Consider the following 2535-nt stretch of genomic DNA (forward strand, 5'->3'; position numbering starts at 1 on the left):
ATTTTCTGCCATCCTCGCTACGGTCGCTATTCTCGGACAGCCTCCTAGCGCCCTCTTAAAAACAACTTATCCAATTGATCCATAGTCAGCATGGTCCAGGTTGGACGACCATGGTTACATTGTCCACTACGCTCTGTCTGTTCCATATCCCGGAGCAGGGCGTTCATCTCTTCAATGGACAGTTTTCTGTTGGCCCGCACCGATCCATGACAGGCCATGGTGGCCATTATTTCATTGATATGGGCTTCGATGCGGTCGCTGGTACCGTGTTGCATCAAGTCTGAGAATACATCTCGCAACAGCTTCTCAACATCGGCATTTTGCAGCATCACCGGTATTTGACGCACCAGCAGCGTTTCCGGCCCCATCCGTTCCAGGGTCAATCCCAGACGGGAGAAGTATTCACTGTTTTCTTCAGCACAGTCTGCCTCACGCTCACTGACCGAAACAGACTTGGGCACCAGCAATGGTTGTGCCCGAATCCCCTGTTCCTGATAGGATTGCTTCATTCGCTCGTAGGTAATCCGTTCATGGGCGGCATGCATATCCACCAGAATCATTCCCTGATCATTTTCCGAGAGAATATAAATCCCTTTTAGCTGGGCAATGGCATACCCCAAAGGTGGTGCCAGAGCGTCGTTTTCTGGTAACGGCTGAGTTGGCACCCGGGGCGGGAATGCCACACCGGATTCCTGTACCCCATTTTCACCCACCGCTCTGGCCTCATTGGCATTCAACGGCTCTGCGGTAGTGGCATATAGCTGACTATAAGCTTCTATCTGTCGTTTAACCTGACCAGGGTCTGTTGCTTGCGACAGGCGTTGGGCATGATTGCCACTACTGCTTGAGGTTTCATTAGCATAGTGTCCGCTACTGGATGCCATCGGGGCCGGAGCAAGCTGAATGGCTTCCTGTCTCTGAAACTCACCGGCATCGATACCCGATGCCCGGGGTTGAGGCGGATTGGTCAATACCGCGGGCGGCAGCTGGTCTTCCGGGCGAACTTCACCCAGGGCACGATTCAATGTACTGAACAGAAAATTATGGACCGTTCTGCCATCACGAAACCGGACTTCATGTTTGGTGGGATGCACATTGACATCCACCATGGCCGGTTCCAATTCCAGGTAGAGGACAAATGTCGGATGACGACCACTGTAGAGCACGTCACGATAGGCCTGGCGAACAGCGTGAGCCACCAGCTTATCCCGAATAACTCGACCATTAACAAAGAAGTACTGCAGATCAGCGCTGGCCCTGGAGAAGGTAGGCAGCCCCACCCAGCCATACAGTTTCAGACCCGAGGCTGCAACATCGATAATCACCGCATTTTCGATAAATTTGGGGCTGCAAAGTGCCGCTACCCGACGATCTTTTTCCGCCTGAGTCACCGCAGGACGAAGCTGATGGACACTGCGCTGGTTGTGGCGAAGGGTAAAGCCCACATCAAAGCGGGACAGGGCCAGGCGCTTGACCACCTCTTCAAGGTGGGAAAACTCGGTCTTTTCGGTACGCAGAAACTTGCGACGAGCCGGCGTGTTAAAGAACAGGTCCCTGACTTCTATGGTGGTCCCTACCGGGTGCGGTGCGGGCATAACCTGCGCTGCCATATCGCGCCCTTCCACCCTGGCCTGCCAACCTGACGCCTGCCCTGCAATATTAGACGTCAGGGTAAGTCTGGATACTGAGCTGATGGAGGCAAGCGCCTCCCCACGAAAGCCAAGGGTAGCCACACCTTCCAGGTCCTCCAGTTCGGATATCTTGCTGGTGGCGTGGCGGGAGAGGGCCATGGCTAACTCATCCTGAGGTATGCCGTGACCATCATCACGGATACGAATCAGTTTGACGCCACCATTTTCCACTTCAACCGTCAGACGCCGGGCACCAGCATCAATGCTGTTTTCCAGCAGCTCTTTGACAACTGAAGCAGGACGCTCCACCACTTCACCGGCAGCGATCTGGTTAGCCAGTCGATTATCAAGGAGACGAATGGGTTTCATGGTCAATCATTGGGTCCAATAAGAGTATGTGTATGGGTATAGACGACAAGGGTAACTCCATGACCGAGAGAAAATCTTCCCGGTTTATACCATCAAATGAGTCAAGACTGGCAATTAAAATGTTTACTTTTGCGACTGGCGGTGAGGGTTATATGCATCATTGCGGCCCGCAGCCTGATAGATATTCCGTCCAACAGGCTGGTGCGGATAGTTCGTATACAAACCCACTCCCAAACGTCATTCTCAATACAAATTGTATTATATTTGATGTACTTTCAGATGGTATCAGCCGCTATAACACAGGGTCTCTTTCCACAGATATACCGGATGACAGTGCCGCTGACACGGGTAACCGTGAAACATCAGCAGCTTCACTTACTGACACTTTCCCGGGCAAAGGAATGTCAGAGGTGCAACTTTTTATCATTTTTTGTAACTATTCAGCACCCGGCAAAGGCGTATTACTGTAATTCTGAACAACTCTAAGTAGTGACTGGTATATATCCATACCCTGTTTTCTAGCTGACGACAAATA

1 protein-coding gene is annotated in these 2535 nt (G+C 51.8%); it reads right to left on the reverse strand.

Translation table 11 applies throughout. From position 1 onward, the window contains the following. Positions 1 to 44 precede the first annotated feature (44 nt). Positions 45 to 2000: a DNA mismatch repair endonuclease MutL gene (gene mutL, locus KDK14_RS05925; protein ID WP_257264094.1), complete on the reverse strand. Its 1956-nt coding sequence runs from the start codon at positions 1998 to 2000 to the stop codon at positions 45 to 47. Positions 2001 to 2535 lie beyond the last annotated feature (535 nt).

The organism is Endozoicomonas sp. ONNA2, from assembly GCF_024606365.1.
In the GTDB taxonomy this organism is placed as follows: Bacteria; Pseudomonadota; Gammaproteobacteria; order Pseudomonadales; family Endozoicomonadaceae; genus Endozoicomonas.

Bases quoted from the DNA above. Each gene is read 5' to 3' on its own strand.
- mutL (WP_257264094.1), bottom strand. From the start codon at position 2,000: ATGAAACCCATTCGTCTCCTTGATAATCGACTGGCTAACCAGATCGCT.